The organism is Brevibacillus sp. AG (genome assembly GCF_028369215.1).
GTDB lineage: Bacteria > Bacillota > Bacilli > Brevibacillales > Brevibacillaceae > Brevibacillus > Brevibacillus porteri.
This window is the reverse complement of sequence record NZ_JAQMYO010000013.1, coordinates 1-14473: the sequence shown is the minus strand read 5'-3', so window position 1 is coordinate 14473 and position 14473 is coordinate 1. Positions and strand designations below refer to the sequence as shown.

Below are 14473 nucleotides of genomic sequence, written 5' to 3'. Positions count from 1 at the left end.
ATGAAGAAAGTCATCTTTCTATCCATCCTTGTGGCTGCGCTCCTGATCGGTGCGATCGTGTATGCTGACATTTCGAACCGTCAGCTTGCGGAAGGAAACCCTTACGGTAAAGCCAATTTGCACCCCGCTACTCTCGAACAATTGAGTGACCCGCTGTACGATAATCTCATTATGCCTAATGAGCTCAAAGGTAAGCTCAATAATCAGGAGGACGCGTTTGTTTACTTTTACAGCCCGGTTTGTGAGCATTGTAAAGCAACTACCCCCGTCCTTGTACCGATCGTGAAAAGCTTGGACATCGATATGAAAAAGCTCAATTTGCTAGAGTTTAACGCCAGCTATGGTGAATACAACATCGAATTCACCCCGACCCTCGTTCATTACAAAGGCGGCAAGGAAGTAGCTCGACTCGTCGGTGGTCGCGAAGCAAGCGAATGGAAAACATGGTTGGAAGAACAGAAAAAATCATAACATTTGGTAGCCTCCCTCGATTCTTTGCGGGAGGCTCTTTTCATATTGGACATACGTGACAAATATGTGAAGATTTCTGTTCCCTTGGAAGAAATAGCCCGAACGAGTCATTAGGCTTTTCCAGTTATTTGCCTATAATGAGTACTGGGGATAATCCTTGAAAACGGAGGTAATCGAATGACCCTCACTTATTTCACTGAAACCTTTGGCTTTCGGGCTACATGGAATCCAGAGCTGATTCTTCTGACCTTTTTGATCGGTCTGGCTTATTTTTCACTGACCGGACCACTACGCCAAACTTTTCAAGATTCCACACCTGTTACACGAAAGCAACAGACTTTTTTCACTCTCGGCTTACTTGGTTTTTACTTTAGTATGGGGAGTCCTTTGAACGTAGCTGGGCATTTTTTATTTAGCGCCCACATGCTGCAGCAATCGTTACTCTATCTCGTAATGCCCTTGCTGCTCTTGGCAGGGACCCCGTCATGGTTGATCCGCGGCCTGTTCTATCGCCGGGGGCTCAAGCTTTTCATGCGAATAGCGAGTCTCCCGATACCTGCTATTCTCATGTTCAATGCCCTGTTCTCGTTTTACCATATGCCTGTTATTTTAGACTTGGCAATGAACAACCTAGCCCTACATAATTTGATTCATTTACTGCTGCTGGTGACTGCGATATTGATGTGGATGCCTGTTGTCGCACCGATACCGGAAATTCACCGCCTGTCGGAACTGCAAAAGCTTGCTTACATCTTTGCTAACGGTGTTTTGATTACGCCTGCATGTGCACTGATTATTTTTTCAGCCACACCGTTGTATGCGACATATGTAGACGGTCCTTCCATGCTCTGCGCGCCATTCTTTTCCACGCCGATCGACAAATCGATGTTTGCCGTTCCACTGCTCCCTCTGGAGGATCAACGGCTGGGCGGAATTGTGATGAAGCTCATGCAGGAGCTGACGTACGGAGTCGTCCTGGCTTACATCTTCTCTACCTGGTATCGAAAAGAAAAGAATCAGGAAGAGGACGGCCTCATGACGCCATAGCCAAAAAGAATCAGAAAGGAGGCGCCACCCACACGTGAATATCGCCCCTGCTACCGCTATCCGAATCCGACGGTTGCTCTTGTTGTTACCCGTCCTTGTCCTTGTGGCTCTTGTCGCTTCTTGGGTTTGGTTTGGGCCCAAAAACGCCCAGGCGAAATTACCTGATGTGACTCTGCAAACCATCGATGGACAATCCTATTCGCTAGCACCACAAAAGAAAACGTTTCGCTTGGTGGAGTTGATTTATACCCGTTGCCCGGATATTTGTCCCACGACAACGGTAAAAATGGTTCAGCTGCAAAAGCGCTTGCTAGAAGCAAATTTGATGGGGCAAGACGTTGAATTTTTGACCATCACGATTGATCCGCAAAACGACACCCCTGAGGTCATGCGCTACTATGCCAAGCAGTTGGGCATTCAAGACCAAGGCTGGACCCTGCTTCGGGGTGATGACGAAACGATCAAAACGGTTACAAATTCGCTTGGCTTTTTTGCCAGTAAGATGGATGATGGATTCATCTCTCATACATCGAGTACGTATCTCGTGGATGATAACAATGCCGTTATTCAAAAATTCGGCATGGGTGACGATTTCGATCCCGAACAAATTTATCAGGAACTGTTGAAATTGAAGAAGGAAGGGTAATCCAACATGAAACGTACAACGATTCTGCTCTTATCCATGCTCATGCTCCTTTTAGCCGCTTGTGGAAAAGAGAACGAGCAACAAGCCTTGCTACCCGGATCTCCCGTCGAGGCTGCCTTTACATTGGAACCAAAGGAGCTAGTAGCGAGCGACACCGTTACCTTCTCCGTTACAGTTACACAAGATGGCCAACCCGTGGATGATGCCAAGGAAGTGAAGTTCGAATGGTGGAAAGATGGGCAAGAAAAGCATGAAACGATCCCAGCTTCGCTGCAAGGAGACGGTGTTTACACGGCCCAACAAACCATTAGCGAGCCAGGTTCTTATTTTGTCTACTACCATGTAACGGCACGTGATTTCCACAATATGCAGAAGACCCCATTTACCGTAAACAGCAAGGCTGGTGAGACGCCTGGGGTGACGCCATCTGCGCCGCAAGCTGACGCAGGTCAGGCACACGATCATGGGGCGGCAGGTCACGCGAATGGTGAAACAGTTGATTATCATTTCTCCCCAGCCGACAATATTCAAGTAGCATCACCTGCTGCTCTCACTGTTCATCTGATGAAGGACAACAAAGCTTTGGACAAAGCGACAGTCAAATTCGAGTTCTGGCTGGGAAATGACGAGAAGCACAGCTTCGTCGATGCAACGGAAACTGCGGCTGGCCAGTATGAAGGCAACGTACAGTTCCCGACAGCCGGAGATTATACAGTGAAGGTCCATGTGGAAAAAGGAGATATTCATGATCACAAGGATTTCTCACTCTCCATAAAATAAGTCCTTCAAAATAAAAAGGCCATCCTCCTAGGGATTGGCCTTTTTGCTCGTAAATGAAGTTAGCAGGTAAAATAAGCGATTCGATTCAAGTCTGTCCCGTAATACTCCCATCGATATCCTGTCCAGCGGTATCCAGTTACAGAGTGACGACTGACATGGACGGGGTAAAACCAGAAAGAGCGACCATTTCGCAGCCAAACGTATGTGTAACGATATAAACAGGGATAGAATCCGCCAGCATCAATCCGGCGTGTTCCCCCATAGCCTCTTGCTCCCGGTGCACTTGGCGTCCTGCTCGGTGGAGGACCTGATGGCGGAGGGGGGAAACCTCCCGGTGAACCGGGGGAGCCTGGAGAGCCTGGGGAACCTTCTCGTCCGCCAGGGGGAAATTGATATGACATGACGTGTCACCTCCTACTAGTCTCCCTATAGGAAATGCATCAAACGCACAGATGGTATGTGCGTTTGCCCGCCGTCATTCACCTATTTTTTCCGCAATAGCCTGTATAGTAATCCCTTGTCAGCCCCCCGCTGACGTCCTCACTCTTTCATCCTTGCTGATTGCTCCGATTGGCTGTTACTCTGCACAAAAATTGTACAGTCTCTCCCATTTTCAACCGATTCGATCCTTTTACGAGGAAGGCTGTATTTGGCTTCAGTTGTTTTGATAGACAACGATGCAATCCTGCCTTACTCAAGCAATGCCTGACCCGATTTGCCGGAAAACCGGATAGAATCGCTGCTCTGGCAATATTCCTAGCACTTCTTCCCAGCGTATATAAGTAGTCTACATTTTTTTGACTCAAATATTTCCCGACATCCTCATGACCTTTCACGTCGTATTTGCCCATTTCCAGCATACTGGCGAGCACCGCGATCTTTGTGGTATGCCCTACCTGGCTTAACACATCAATCGCTGCCTTTGCCGCATCTGGATTCGAGCTGTAGGTATCATCCAGCACCTGAATGTTATTCGCAAGTCGATAGCTGGTTAGGCGTTTTCGCTGTCCGCGAAACTGACTTAATCCGCGACGAATATCATCGACGGGAATCCCCATCGTATGGGCGACTGCGATAGCAGCCAATGCATTGTATAAATTATGCTCGCCAGGAATAGGGACAAAAAATGACTCCTTTTCTCCACGCAATGAACATTCGAATCGAAACCCATTGCCCTCTATTTTCGTTCGCCCCGCCTTATAGTCCGCCTCCTGCTCCTTGCCAAATGTTATGATTTTTCCCGTGAACGAACCCAGATAAGGCTGTTGAATAAACTGGCGAGAATAGGGACAGTCCCCATTCAGAAAAATGGTTCCTGTGGGTTTCATATGACGAATTAACTCCGTTTTTGCTAATGCCAGCTGCCTGGCATCACCGCCAAAATTTCCGATATGAGCCGTGCCAATATTCGTAATGACTCCCATCGACGGCTGTATGATTTTGCAATGCTGTCGCAAATGACCACTTCGATAAATACCATACTCAAGCACTGCGGCCTTGTGCTCGTCCCGAATTCTTTTGGTATGCGCTCTTGTATTTCCCAGGAAGTTCTTGTTGTGCATCGATTTATATGTGGGCATGCGAAGATTCAGGATGGTATAGATCATTTCCTTTGTCGTGGTCTTTCCTGCACTTCCCGTCACAGCGATAACCGGCTTGTCGAGAATCAGTGTCTTTACCGGTACAGCAGCTCTTCTCTTCTTTTTCACGGGTATCACCCCTTTGCCTCGTTCTTCTCTCGATCAGCTTACCTATTGTATGAACGGCATAGACAGCCTGTATAGACCATTATCTATGAAAACGTTCCGCTACTATCCAAATCAGACGGACGACTTCTGGAATAGAGTGGGAGGGGAGGTGAAGCGCATGAAAAAGAAGGCCACCATCGCCGCTGTAGGCGACATCCTAATGTGGAAAGAGCAGGTGGCAACTGCCAGACTGCCTGGTACAGATCAATTCTCTTTTACGGATATGTTTCATTCCGTGACACCGATTCTCTCAGCGGCAGATCTCACGATTGGCAATTTAGAAACCACCTTTTCCGGGAAAACACAGCCCTATCAAATCGGTTCGGCACGAACCGGTTACCCTCGCTTCAACTGTCCAGATGAATTGGCGCGGGACTTGAAATCATCTGGCTTTGACGTATTGACTACAGTGAATAACCACTGTCTGGATGGCGGAGTAACCGGACTATGCCGAACCCTTGATGTTTTGGATCGATACAAGCTTGCTCATACCGGAACCTATCGAAGCCCTGAGGAGGCAAATACCTACCTGATCAAGGAGGTAAACGGCATTCGCATTGCTATGCTTGCTTACACCTACGGGACAAACAAGCAGGTGATCCCCGCTCATACGCCATGGATTGTCCGACTACTTCATCTTGACACGATATTATCCGACCTGAGAAAAGTCCGTCCTCTCGTCGATGTTGTGATCATCTCCCTTCACTTTGGGATTGAATTCCGCTATACACCGACGACTCGCCAGCGACAGCTCGTACAAAGCCTGCTCGACAACGGTGCTGATGTCATCCTCGGGGCTCATCCACATGTTCTACAGCCTGTTGTCACCCCGAGTATCACGACTGCTCACGGAACAAAGAGACAAACGCTAGTCGCGTATTCTTTGGGAAATTTCACATCAGAGAAAATGCTCTCGTTTGATCAATCTCTGTGCGGAGCAATCCTGCGATTTACTGTCGAAAAGGATGAGAGGAATCAGATTTCACTCGAGCAAATTTCAGTCATCCCAACGTTTTCACAACGGTATGTAAGTCAAGGGCGTATATGCTTTCGTGTTATCCCCATGCGTTCCTATTTGAAAAGCCCTGATCTGTATGTACGACCCCTGCAGAGAAAAAAGCTCCACTTGCTATGGAATCGCGCCATCCGCATCATAGGCAGGTCGCGGGGCGTATTGATTGAATAACATGGGAGCAAACGAGGGAGCGGGCAGTTTGCTCCCTACCCTTCCTCTTTTCCTACATAGACCACGATTGACGATTCACAGAACATTTTGGTAAAATTCTTTTGTAACTAACGAACTTACTTTAGGTAGTTACAAAGGAGAGATGACTTGCATGATCACTGTTCGCCGTATCCACCCAGAAGATTTACCTGCATTTCTTGCCTTCCCGGATCACCCTGCGTCCGTTCGGGATGATATCGCTCTTTACCTCGACAAAATGTTCACACAAGGAGCCATGCGTCAGGACTGGTGCTTCGTTCTGGAGGTACAGGGTAAGATCGCTGGTCGTCTTGCCTTCTGGACATTGCCTGGCAGTAAACAAGCAACCGATTTGGTATTGTGGGAGCTTCCATGGAAAGAAGCAGAATGTCCTTCGCTCGGAGCTCATTTCTTACGCGAAGTCTTCACACTCATGGCAGGGAATCTTTCGGAGAAAATTGGCTATATTCTGGATTCACCTTCCTCCTCTCCCCAATGGCAAACGGATCACCAAGAGCGAAGAAATGTTCTGGAAGCACTCGGTTTTCGAATTAGCCGGGAAACAAACCGCTTCGAATGGCATGCACCGATTGAGACAACTGCTTTACCGTCAGAAGGAACGCATGATCTGATCGTGTACCGCAGTCTTCCTGAGGTTGGTGAGGCTGCATTTGTGGATGCCATCATGCGCGTCTCGCAATTCACCCATGATCAACAAATTACAGAGGAGCGCTTGGAAAAAGGCCCTCAAGCCCAAGCACAGGAAATGTTCCAAGATTTGCAACAAATGAAATACGAACCGGAATGGTGGCAGCTCGCCTATACAGAAAAAAATGAGCTCATTGGTTTCTTGATGCCTACGGTTAGCCCCACCTTTGCTACAATTGGATACATCGGTGTTGTCCCCGAGCAGAGAGGACACGGCTATATTGATCGATTGCTGAAGCAGACCACTGACGTTCTTGTACAAGCAGGAGAAACATACATCCGCGCAGATACCGATGTCAAAAACACGCCAATGGCTAAAGCCTTTTTACGGGCTGGATACCACCAGTTTGCCAGTCGCCAAGAATTTTCTCTAGATTCTGGCTTGTTGCTGTAATGGACATACAAAAAAGGGGGCGATTGTAGTAACAATCACTCCCCTTGCTTACCTCATATGAACAAAATTTATGGCACAATCTCAGACATTTCTTCTGGGCATACAGCTTGCTTTAGCATCTCTGTTGCCTGATCCGTATTTACGTCTTTTACCAGTTCAATCTCACTAATGAGGAGCTGCTGCGCATTATCCAGCATCACTTTGTCACTCGTTCCCAATACTTTTTCTTTACTCATACCAACCAAATCACGAATGACCTCAGATTGCTCGTAAATATCGCCACTCTTCATTTTCTCTGTATGAAGCTTGTAGCGCTGCGCTGCATTCAAGGTGGTGTCGCGTTGCCCCTCTCGCATGGCGGCCAAAACATTCTTCAGAATGTCGGCTTCGACCACCTTTCGAATACCAAGAGCGGACATCTTTTCAACCGGGACCATGATGTTTAACTCTTTCAGCAGCATGTTGAGCACATAATAGAGGTGTTTTTCACCCAGAAATTCTTTCTCCTCCATCGCCTCGATTACGCCTGCCCCGTGCATCGGATAAAAAACCTTGTCTCCAACTTGAAACATACGTCCACCTCCTTCAAAGCAATCTAAATCCATTATAGCACAAATATTGAATTTAAAATTTTTTATTTTATCATGACGTTTAAAATTAAGTCAACAAAAAAATTACTTCTTACTAATTGAGCAATTCTGTTGCCATTCGCCGCCTAGTTTAAATACGATCACACCTCCGACAATGACCAGAACCCCTAACAATTGCGTAAAAGTAATCGGCACTTGAACCAGCCCTAACCAGCCGATTGAATCCGACCATAAAGCGAAGCCAAGCTGGGCAGTGAGAACGATGGAGATGGCATACGTTGGGCCAAGCAGTCTCATCCCTTGCACCAGACAAAAGACCACCCCAACGCCGATCATGCCACTGAACCAGTACCACGGCTGCATAGATGGAAGTGAAAACAACTGAGTTCCTTCGAAAAGGAGACCCATCGTCAAAGAAGACAGAAATCCCATCCCAAGCACAAGTGTCGTCGTAGACCATGTTCCTGCCTGTTCACTTACTTTCCTGTTGAAAATATTTTGCAGGCTGACCAACAAGCCAGCCAGTAACGCGAAGAATAGCCCGACTACCATGATTTTGACACTCCTGTCTCATTATTCGTTCGGAGTCTCGCTCGCCAGTTTAGCTAAACCTTCCCGATCCTTGATCAGAAGGAATCCATTGGCACGCTCAATCAGTCCCTCCTTGCAGAACTGCTGGATGACCCGATTCAAATGTCTGTAGCTCGTTCCAATCATATTCGCTGCATCCAAGAGATTGCTCGTACTGATCTGTTCTTTGTTGGCAGGATTCCACTCTTCTATCGAAACGGACAACAAATAACGAGCGAAACGTACTTCTACTGGGTACAGAAGGTTGATACTTAATGAGTTGGACTTTACACAAAATTTATGCGTAATGATTTGCAGTAAAAATTGCAGGAGTGGAGCGTAGTCTGTTCCGTATTTTTTCAACCAGCGATATTGAATTCCGATCATCAGAACAGTCGAGGCCGCTTCCACCGAATTTAGATAAGGAATTCCCCTTACATACTCAATATCTCCGATCACTTCAAGCGGTTTTTTAAAGGAAAGGATCAGGGTTTTCCCTTCGGGGGAAGTCGTAAAAATCTTTACTTTTCCCTGCACCAAAACGTACAGATGACAGGCTGATTCGCCTTGAGCACAAATGAGCTCCCCTTGATCAAATTGATACAAGGACAAATGCGGCAGAAAAGGCTCATGAAAAACAGACGCTAACTGATGGGCATGGAGATAATCTTGCAAAAGCTCACGATTTTCGATTTCCTTCATTCCTCTGTTTCACCCTCTCGTCATCAGGCCCTCAGTATCAGTACCCCCAGAATCATCATCCCGATCCCGATAAAATGCGGTAGCCTCATCTTTTGTTTATCAACACCGAACCACCCATTACTGTCAATGAGAAAAGTCAGGCTAAGCTGCGCAATCAAGAGGGCTGAAATCGTCATGGTTACCCCGATATGGTGGATAGCCGTAACGTTGCTAAAAATGATAAACGCGGCGAATGCCCCACCTGTCAAATATAACGGTTTCACTCGCCTGTATGCCTGCCATTTTCCATCTCGAAAAATCAACAGGAGTAAAAAAGCCGTGAGGAAGCCCGTTAACTGCGTAAGTGTCGCGGTTTGCCAAGTACCAATATCTTGACTGATTCTTGAATTCGCTACACCTTGCAAGGTAATGAAAACACCGCCCAATATAGCAAAAATAATTCCTTTCATCCTCTCACCTCACACTGATCTGTTCCTAATTAAAAAGGATCGCAAGGTGGATAGGGAAGGACATATGTCCTCATGATTTTCGTTGCAAAAAACAAAGGAGAGGACCTTCCCGTTAGAAGGACCTCTCGCTCATTCTTCTCATTGAATCTTCTTTTGTTTCACGATTCCTATCACAAGCAGAACGATCATCCCAATGATGGTGATCGGCAGAAACCACTTCCCAAAGCCGCCTCCCCATCCTAGAGCAATGGAAACCGACTCCAACAAGATTACGGAAAAAATAATTAAGCAGCTATTTTTTATTTGGTTCACGATTTTTCGACTGTGCAAATAAAACTGATCGGCATTCGATTCAGTGAAGCGTGCTGGATAGTTATGGAGCTCCGGATGTTTTTCGAGTACCTGCATGAGGAAAATGATAAAGACGCCAATCCCAGGTAAAAGAAGCAGTTCCCATTTTGAGCCCCAGCGATCTACTTCCCCCAGAGCATTGTAATGGGCAGGCACCTCGTCAGGAAGCTGATTCCAGACAAAGACTAAAAAGAGTAGTGATCCCACGAAAAATAAACAACCAACTACATCCCATAACCATTCGCTGCCTGTCTTTGGTATATCTATGATTGGTCTCTTCATATTCTCCCCCCTTACTGCTGCTCCTCCTACAAGTATTTTACCATTAATGTTTATTTGCGAGTCAAGGTCAATCCGTCACACACTTCTGGGCGATCATGCCCGCTTTATTTTTCAATCACTCGCTCCGAATGAAGAGCAGGCGATTGAAAGAGCCGTATACATCGAGTAGAAGATTAACCTTTTTCAGAACAGGGCGAAAGCTAAAGGCTTTACGCCTCTTTTTCATTCCTTCTTTGCGATATCCACTCATGCATAAGCAAGCAGGAAGCTGTCCTCATATCCTATAAAGTACCAACCGTTAAGGGGGAAGTGTCATGGATCCGATTGAGCATCATAGACAGCGAATGCATCACCACATGAGGCAAGCAGAACGTTATCGCTCTTTAGCTTTTGAACATCGCCATGATCGCATGCGTCATCATACCTTTAGAGAAAGAGAACACTTCCATCGCATGCGGGCCCATCACCACAGAACGCAAATGCATTCGATGCGTCGTTATTAACTTGGAAAACTCCCGTTATTGGGAGTTTTTTTTATGGGACAAGCGAGAAAACGCCCGAAACAATCGTATGGAGAAATGGGCTTGGTTCGGATGTGGATTCTGTGCTCATGCCCATTCACGAAACTGGGTAAACGCATAGACATACATCATGTGTGATCAAAAGTGGAAAATGGGCTATGATCCACCCACATCCTTATGCGGAGGTACGATATGACAGATGTTTTTGTTGAACGCTCGTTAGAGGAAATACGTTTTTGGTCTCGCATCATGAAAGAACACTCCCTGTTTCTCAAATTAGGCTTTAACTGCGAAGACACAAAATTGATTGAAGAAGCGAATCGCTTTTACAGCATTTTTGAAGAAATTGAAAGCCAAGCCCTGGCCTTTTCTTCTGACGTAGACCCCCAACGAATCTATGACTTTAATCAGATGGTTCACAATGCCGTTTCGTATATTTGGGCTTTTAAACGCAAAGTACTCGGACTCATTATTCGTTGCAAAATTGGTGGTAACAACTTTCCGCTGTTGGTCGATCACACAAGTAGGGAGGCTGCCTATTTTCGGAATCGATTAGAACAACTGAATACAGGAAACCTTGATCCCTTACCAGATGCGGTGATTAATGAAAATGTCTTCTTCCTCCGAATCATGGCTGACCATGCCAAATTTATTAACCATTTGCTCGATCCTTCCGAAAGAAAGCTAGTGGATCAGGCTAGAGAGTTTAGTCATGATTTTGATCAATTATTGTTCCAAGCTCAGGATCTAGATTCCATGCGCCCCCAGTCTCAAACGAAACCGCTACTGAATCAATTTGTCGATCAAAATCGCGTATCCGTCCGTCAATTGCGTGACTTCAAAAAAACAGCTCGTGATCTGATTGAGGAATGCAAAATTAAGAGCATAATCCCCCCATTGCTCGCTGACCATGTGTTTAGAGAAGCCTCGCATTTTCTAGAGATTTTAGATGCCTTTGAGGTATCCCTTACACACACAAAGTAGCTATCAGAAATAAGAATAACCCGTCTCCTATAAAAACAGGGACGGGTTTTGTATTTCTTGAACGAACTAAATACAATTCAGGGAGGTTCTTGATGTTTTTAGTAAAAAGGTATCGTAAGCAAATTTTTAGTTTGGCACTCATGTTTTCTATTCTATTTTCTGGTCAAAGCATTGGTCATGCAGAAGATCAAAACTCAGTTGATTTAATTCCCACGATGACGAGTAACACATCACCTACAGGCATCGCAAGTGCGAATAACATTTGGAATGCAGAAAATGATGCATATAAAGCCTTCGACGATGATGAAAAAACCGCTTGGCATCCGGCCAATATTAGTCATTTCCCATATTATTTGGGGTATGAGTTTCCAACTGAAACAGTAGTTGGAAAGTATACGATAAAATTAGCCTCTGACATGACATATAGACATTTAGAAGCTCCTACCACTTGGACGTTTGAAGGATGGAATGGTACGAACTGGATTACCCTTGACATAAAAACGAATATAACAGGATGGAAACTTGGTGAGAAAAGAGAATTTACATTTGATAACTCCAAGCCCTATAAAGCGTATCGCTTCAATATTACTGCCAATAATGAGCATGGCAATACTCATACCGTAATTAGTGAAGTTGAATTCATGCAAGGAAATGCTGAGATGCTGAGATGCTGAGATGCCAGATCCAGATCCTCAGCCATCCGGTGATAACGCACTTCTTGTTATCAAGATGATCAGTGGACTCGAGAAAGAGTTTGAATTAACTACATCCGAAGTTCAAGACTTTATCGACTGGTATAATGGCCGTGCAGACGGACGTGGAAAAGAAACTTATATGTTCGATAAGGACTTTAACAAGGGGCCATTTACCGCTAGAAAAGATTATGTAGTATTCAGTAAAATCCAATCCTTTGAGGTCATGGAATATACCAAATAATACAATGAGGCACCTCCTATAAAACAGGATGGTGTCTCATCGTGTTGATATCTATACTGTCGATATTATCTGTGGCGACCTTCCTAATACCTGTTTTTGCGTCCATTTTCGTCACTTGAGAACACTCGTACAGTCAAAAGGAAAATTATGTTAATACCTTATTTTAGATCATCATAAAGGAGGAAATATCCCATGAAAAAGAAGAAATCTAATTCTAAGAAATACAAGAAAGTAAAAGGTCAGTTGGTACAACATTCATCTTATTATCCAGCTCAAGCTGGAGGCTGTATCTGGATTTGCATGCGTCATGGGTGCGGTTGGTGGTGCCCAGAACCCGTTATGTAATGTGACCTTCTCCAAGAACCATCATACTAAACACATTGGTTGCGTTATCACCACTCCCTGATTATTAGGGAGTTTTTCTTGTTACAATTTCTGGTACCATTTTAATAATCTTGTGTTTAGTAAACATTGACTATCAAACAACAGACTGATGGCATTCGATGTAGTGCATACAATCAAATCATCTGTTAAAATTGTTGCAAAAAGGAAAATACTGGTGATCCTTCATGAAAAATAGACCTCTTTGGTTCAATATCTTTTCAGTAGTTGCCCTTTCCATGGCAGTAGTGAACTTTTTTACACATGTGGCTTTGTTACGAATAGTAACGATGCTATGCCTTGCCGTTTTCATGGCTTCTTTAGGAACATTTGAACGGAAGAAAAACCGTAAGATGGCCTTTATTCTATTTGGTGTGGCCGCTTTTCAAGTTTTCGTGTTAGCAGAGATGATTTTTGTGGCCGTAACAAAGTAACTATTCACAATGATTTCATTATAAATTACTGGTATTCAACATTATGAGGATGATAAAAATGAGTAAAAAGTTTGTCTTATACACGTTCATTACAAGTTTCCTTTTAGTCGCTTTCACTCCGCTTATTTTTCCAGTTACCATTACTGATGTTAAGCAACTGAATCATGTGCTTATTGGAGCGCCATTTCCTTTTATTCAGCAAGATGTTTCAAGTATTGTTCTTTGGGATTTGATCGATTACAAAGTTTATATCAAGAATCCGTTTGAATATCCGACAACCATCCTTTTTGGTAATTTAATCCTTTCATTATCAATCGTTTTCTTTGCTTTATTTGGAGTACTCAAAAGTGTAGTTTCTTTGTCTCGGATTAAACGACCTCATAGAAAGTAACTAAAGGATTTGGAAAGCTGCTGCTTTTCCGTCCCTTCTGCCATTGATTGCTCCACCAGCAGCATCGTTTGTTCCCCGCTGAAAGACGGAGACAATTTGCATCCCAGCCACCGTGATCGCCTCCGCTTCTGCTCGTGTGAGACGTTTCCATTCATACTGCACAGGAACAAGATACATACCCCACCGCCCGCTGCCAAAGTCACTACAAGACGCTAATTGCACCTTTTCCTGCTGTTCTACTACCGATGCATCATATTTTTCACCGGTAATCCCTTCATATTGTTCGGGTGTTAATTTTCCTAGCTCTACAAAACGGGTGACATCTTCTGCCGTATACTCGCCGAAACGATACAGCAAACAAATAGAAAAGCCACCCGGCATCCGAGTGGCTTCATCCCATTCACTTGTCTGTATTTTACTGGAATAAACTTTTGTAATGAAATGTCATTTCTTTGCAGAGAACGAACTACGAAATGCCTCCATCAAAATAGCGTCCTCCGCTGCGAAAAAACTACCGATTCTGCGGCTGTTTCGTCCGATAAAACTCATTAAACAACTTCATTAACGCTCGCTTTTCGATACGGGATACATACGAACGAGAAATGCCCAGCTCACGCGCAATTTCGCGCTGTGTCTTTTCTTTGTCCTGATCCAGCCCAAACCTGCCGATTATCACTTCTTTTTCGCGCTCATCGAGGATGTGTATGTGCTGGTAAATTTTATTGGACTCCAGCTTGAGCTGCACAGCGTCGACCACTTCGTCGGTTTCTGTGCCAAGGACGTCGATCAAAGTGATTTCGTTGCCTTCTTTGTCCGTTCCGATTGGGTCGTGCAAGGATACGTCTTTTTTGGTTTTTTTCAAGCTTCTCAGATGCATGAGGATT

General features: G+C 45.0%; 22 protein-coding genes. 13 read left to right on the top strand and 9 right to left on the bottom strand.

Annotation, left to right across the window (positions count from 1 at the left end):
* From POF51_RS26665 to POF51_RS26650, 4 genes are all read left to right on the top strand, one after another.
* On the top strand, positions 1 to 471 hold the full coding sequence (locus POF51_RS26665; protein ID WP_017247647.1) for a thioredoxin family protein: 471 nt from the start codon (positions 1 to 3) through the stop codon (positions 469 to 471).
* Positions 472 to 648: 177 nt separating this feature from the next.
* Positions 649 to 1518: a cytochrome c oxidase assembly factor CtaG gene (ctaG, locus tag POF51_RS26660; protein ID WP_069850390.1), complete on the top strand. Its 870-nt coding sequence runs from the start codon at positions 649 to 651 to the stop codon at positions 1516 to 1518.
* A 34-nt stretch (positions 1519 to 1552) separates the two neighbouring features.
* Complete coding sequence (locus tag POF51_RS26655; protein ID WP_069850392.1) at positions 1553 to 2164, top strand: SCO family protein; 612 nt, start codon at positions 1553 to 1555, stop codon at positions 2162 to 2164.
* 6 nt (positions 2165 to 2170) lie between these two features.
* On the top strand, positions 2171 to 2944 hold the full coding sequence (locus POF51_RS26650; RefSeq protein WP_069850394.1) for a FixH family protein: 774 nt from the start codon (positions 2171 to 2173) through the stop codon (positions 2942 to 2944).
* Between the two features lie 59 nt (positions 2945 to 3003).
* Here the strand turns inward: POF51_RS26650 and POF51_RS26645 are convergent, their stop codons facing one another.
* Together POF51_RS26645 and POF51_RS26640 are read right to left on the bottom strand one after the other, a co-directional pair.
* Positions 3004 to 3345, bottom strand: a complete 342-nt coding sequence (locus POF51_RS26645; RefSeq protein WP_083261697.1) for a transporter — start codon at positions 3343 to 3345, stop codon at positions 3004 to 3006.
* 147 nt (positions 3346 to 3492) lie between these two features.
* Complete coding sequence (locus POF51_RS26640; RefSeq protein ID WP_069850739.1) at positions 3493 to 4659, bottom strand: UDP-N-acetylmuramoyl-tripeptide--D-alanyl-D-alanine ligase; 1167 nt, start codon at positions 4657 to 4659, stop codon at positions 3493 to 3495.
* Between the two features lie 151 nt (positions 4660 to 4810).
* On the opposite strand from POF51_RS26640, the gene POF51_RS26635 reads away from it, so the two are divergent.
* Positions 4811 to 5878: a CapA family protein gene (locus POF51_RS26635; RefSeq protein WP_069850396.1), complete on the top strand. Its 1068-nt coding sequence runs from the start codon at positions 4811 to 4813 to the stop codon at positions 5876 to 5878.
* A gap of 151 nt (positions 5879 to 6029) precedes the next feature.
* Positions 6030 to 6998, top strand: coding sequence for a GNAT family N-acetyltransferase (locus POF51_RS26630; RefSeq protein ID WP_069850398.1), 969 nt, complete (start codon positions 6030 to 6032; stop codon positions 6996 to 6998).
* Positions 6999 to 7066: 68 nt separating this feature from the next.
* Here POF51_RS26630 and POF51_RS26625 read toward each other — a convergent pair whose 3' ends face one another.
* The 5 genes from POF51_RS26625 to POF51_RS26605 all read right to left on the bottom strand — a co-directional run bounded on the left by POF51_RS26625 (position 7067) and on the right by POF51_RS26605 (position 9942).
* Positions 7067 to 7570: a CarD family transcriptional regulator gene (locus tag POF51_RS26625; protein WP_069850400.1), complete on the bottom strand. Its 504-nt coding sequence runs from the start codon at positions 7568 to 7570 to the stop codon at positions 7067 to 7069.
* Positions 7571 to 7672: 102 nt separating this feature from the next.
* On the bottom strand, positions 7673 to 8140 hold the full coding sequence (locus tag POF51_RS26620; protein WP_069850402.1) for a DMT family transporter: 468 nt from the start codon (positions 8138 to 8140) through the stop codon (positions 7673 to 7675).
* Positions 8141 to 8161: 21 nt separating this feature from the next.
* Complete coding sequence (locus POF51_RS26615) at positions 8162 to 8860, bottom strand: Crp/Fnr family transcriptional regulator (protein WP_069850405.1); 699 nt, start codon at positions 8858 to 8860, stop codon at positions 8162 to 8164.
* A 23-nt stretch (positions 8861 to 8883) separates the two neighbouring features.
* Complete coding sequence (locus POF51_RS26610; RefSeq protein WP_069850407.1) at positions 8884 to 9309, bottom strand: DMT family transporter; 426 nt, start codon at positions 9307 to 9309, stop codon at positions 8884 to 8886.
* Positions 9310 to 9447: 138 nt separating this feature from the next.
* Complete coding sequence (locus tag POF51_RS26605) at positions 9448 to 9942, bottom strand: DUF1648 domain-containing protein (protein WP_017247635.1); 495 nt, start codon at positions 9940 to 9942, stop codon at positions 9448 to 9450.
* A gap of 314 nt (positions 9943 to 10256) precedes the next feature.
* Between POF51_RS26605 and POF51_RS26600 the strand changes: the two genes are divergently transcribed.
* The 7 genes from POF51_RS26600 (at position 10257) to POF51_RS26570 (ending at position 13589) form a co-directional block, all read left to right on the top strand.
* Complete coding sequence (locus POF51_RS26600; RefSeq protein ID WP_017247634.1) at positions 10257 to 10445, top strand: hypothetical protein; 189 nt, start codon at positions 10257 to 10259, stop codon at positions 10443 to 10445.
* Between the two features lie 210 nt (positions 10446 to 10655).
* Entirely contained in the window at positions 10656 to 11447 is a 792-nt protein-coding gene (locus tag POF51_RS26595; protein WP_069850409.1) for a DUF2935 domain-containing protein, read from the top strand.
* 92 nt (positions 11448 to 11539) lie between these two features.
* Complete coding sequence (locus tag POF51_RS26590) at positions 11540 to 12121, top strand: discoidin domain-containing protein (RefSeq protein ID WP_271756471.1); 582 nt, start codon at positions 11540 to 11542, stop codon at positions 12119 to 12121.
* Position 12122: 1 nt separating this feature from the next.
* A complete protein-coding gene (locus tag POF51_RS26585) occupies positions 12123 to 12383 on the top strand; it encodes a hypothetical protein (RefSeq protein ID WP_106836782.1) in 261 nt (86 codons plus the stop codon).
* Between the two features lie 192 nt (positions 12384 to 12575).
* Positions 12576 to 12728: a hypothetical protein gene (locus POF51_RS26580; RefSeq protein ID WP_170831622.1), complete on the top strand. Its 153-nt coding sequence runs from the start codon at positions 12576 to 12578 to the stop codon at positions 12726 to 12728.
* Positions 12729 to 12952: 224 nt separating this feature from the next.
* Complete coding sequence (locus POF51_RS26575; RefSeq protein WP_069850411.1) at positions 12953 to 13198, top strand: hypothetical protein; 246 nt, start codon at positions 12953 to 12955, stop codon at positions 13196 to 13198.
* Between the two features lie 58 nt (positions 13199 to 13256).
* Positions 13257 to 13589 (top strand): hypothetical protein, encoded by a 333-nt coding sequence (locus POF51_RS26570; protein WP_069850413.1) that lies wholly within the window; start codon positions 13257 to 13259, stop codon positions 13587 to 13589.
* Here the strand turns inward: POF51_RS26570 and POF51_RS32130 are convergent, their stop codons facing one another.
* Positions 13590 to 13970, bottom strand: a complete 381-nt coding sequence (locus POF51_RS32130) for an XkdX family protein (RefSeq protein ID WP_334312683.1) — start codon at positions 13968 to 13970, stop codon at positions 13590 to 13592. It lies immediately after the preceding gene.
* 130 nt (positions 13971 to 14100) lie between these two features.
* On the bottom strand, positions 14101 to 14473 hold a 373-nt coding region (locus POF51_RS26560; protein WP_271756470.1), incomplete at its 5' end, for a sigma-70 family RNA polymerase sigma factor.

Excerpts from the sequence above, each read along its gene's own strand:
- POF51_RS26665 (WP_017247647.1), top strand. The coding sequence starts at position 1 with ATGAAGAAAGTCATCTTTCTATCCATCCTTGTGGCTGCGCTCCTGATC.
- ctaG (WP_069850390.1), top strand. The coding sequence starts at position 649 with ATGACCCTCACTTATTTCACTGAAACCTTTGGCTTTCGGGCTACATGG.
- POF51_RS26650 (WP_069850394.1), top strand. The coding sequence starts at position 2,171 with ATGAAACGTACAACGATTCTGCTCTTATCCATGCTCATGCTCCTTTTA.
- POF51_RS26645 (WP_083261697.1), bottom strand. The coding sequence starts at position 3,345 with ATGTCATATCAATTTCCCCCTGGCGGACGAGAAGGTTCCCCAGGCTCT.
- POF51_RS26635 (WP_069850396.1), top strand. The coding sequence starts at position 4,811 with ATGAAAAAGAAGGCCACCATCGCCGCTGTAGGCGACATCCTAATGTGG.
- POF51_RS26630 (WP_069850398.1), top strand. The coding sequence starts at position 6,030 with ATGATCACTGTTCGCCGTATCCACCCAGAAGATTTACCTGCATTTCTT.
- POF51_RS26625 (WP_069850400.1), bottom strand. The coding sequence starts at position 7,570 with ATGTTTCAAGTTGGAGACAAGGTTTTTTATCCGATGCACGGGGCAGGC.
- POF51_RS26620 (WP_069850402.1), bottom strand. The coding sequence starts at position 8,140 with ATGGTAGTCGGGCTATTCTTCGCGTTACTGGCTGGCTTGTTGGTCAGC.
- POF51_RS26615 (WP_069850405.1), bottom strand. The coding sequence starts at position 8,860 with ATGAAGGAAATCGAAAATCGTGAGCTTTTGCAAGATTATCTCCATGCC.
- POF51_RS26610 (WP_069850407.1), bottom strand. The coding sequence starts at position 9,309 with ATGAAAGGAATTATTTTTGCTATATTGGGCGGTGTTTTCATTACCTTG.
- POF51_RS26605 (WP_017247635.1), bottom strand. The coding sequence starts at position 9,942 with ATGAAGAGACCAATCATAGATATACCAAAGACAGGCAGCGAATGGTTA.
- POF51_RS26600 (WP_017247634.1), top strand. The coding sequence starts at position 10,257 with ATGGATCCGATTGAGCATCATAGACAGCGAATGCATCACCACATGAGG.
- POF51_RS26595 (WP_069850409.1), top strand. The coding sequence starts at position 10,656 with ATGACAGATGTTTTTGTTGAACGCTCGTTAGAGGAAATACGTTTTTGG.
- POF51_RS26590 (WP_271756471.1), top strand. The coding sequence starts at position 11,540 with ATGTTTTTAGTAAAAAGGTATCGTAAGCAAATTTTTAGTTTGGCACTC.
- POF51_RS26585 (WP_106836782.1), top strand. The coding sequence starts at position 12,123 with ATGCCAGATCCAGATCCTCAGCCATCCGGTGATAACGCACTTCTTGTT.
- POF51_RS26580 (WP_170831622.1), top strand. The coding sequence starts at position 12,576 with ATGAAAAAGAAGAAATCTAATTCTAAGAAATACAAGAAAGTAAAAGGT.
- POF51_RS26575 (WP_069850411.1), top strand. The coding sequence starts at position 12,953 with ATGAAAAATAGACCTCTTTGGTTCAATATCTTTTCAGTAGTTGCCCTT.
- POF51_RS26570 (WP_069850413.1), top strand. The coding sequence starts at position 13,257 with ATGAGTAAAAAGTTTGTCTTATACACGTTCATTACAAGTTTCCTTTTA.
- POF51_RS32130 (WP_334312683.1), bottom strand. The coding sequence starts at position 13,970 with ATGCCGGGTGGCTTTTCTATTTGTTTGCTGTATCGTTTCGGCGAGTAT.